A 675-nucleotide genomic window follows, 5' to 3' on the forward strand; every position below is an offset into this window, starting at 1 on the left:
GCATTGCTGTTCGAGGCGTTCAGCAATCTCGCGGACAATGCCATCAAGTTCACGCCGCCGGGCGGGCGCGTGCACGTCGTGCTCCACACGACGCCGAACGGCCCGCTCGTCCGGTTCGAGGACACCGGTCCGGGCATCCCGCCAGGCGAGCGCGACGCGGTGCTCGAACGCTTCTATCGCGGCGAGCGCACGCGCCACGTGAACGGGTCGGGGCTCGGCTTGAGCGTCGTGTCGGCCGTGATGCGCGTGCACGATTTCGCACTGCGGATCGGCGATGCGCAGCCGGCCGGCACGGCGATCACGGTCGAATGCTGGCCGCGCTCGCTCGCGTGACGGCGCCGGGGAGCGATCGATGCGCATCCTGCTGATTGCTCCGTCGACGCCGGAGGCCGCGCGGCTCGACAAGGCGTTTCGCGAGAGCATGCACGGCGTCGAGCGGGTCGACGGATGGCGCGACGGCTGCTTCGCGGCGACGCAGGACCGCTTCGACGCCATCGTGATCGTTGCACCCGATGCGGCGGCCGATCCGGCGATCCTCACGGGATTGCCGCACCTTGCCGTGTCGGCCGGCGGCGCGACGATCGCCGCGATCGTCACCGGCGCCACGCCCGTGCAGCGCGCGCGGATGCTGCAGGCCGGGTGCGACGTGTGTCTTGCCCATCCGTGTTCGTTCGT

At 70.8% G+C, this 675-nt stretch carries 1 protein-coding gene and 1 pseudogene; both read left to right on the forward strand.

Features of this window, described 5'->3' with window-relative positions; all coding sequences use genetic code 11:
- Positions 1-333, forward strand: a 333-nt coding sequence (locus AC0KUR_RS38025) for a sensor histidine kinase (RefSeq protein WP_473377410.1), incomplete at its 5' end; no start/stop codon positions are given.
- 19 nt (positions 334-352) lie between these two features.
- Positions 353-675 (forward strand): annotated as a pseudogene (locus tag AC0KUR_RS38030) (response regulator transcription factor); the annotation flags it as partial.

It is taken from the genome of Burkholderia sp. YHN3-13, assembly GCF_055810675.1.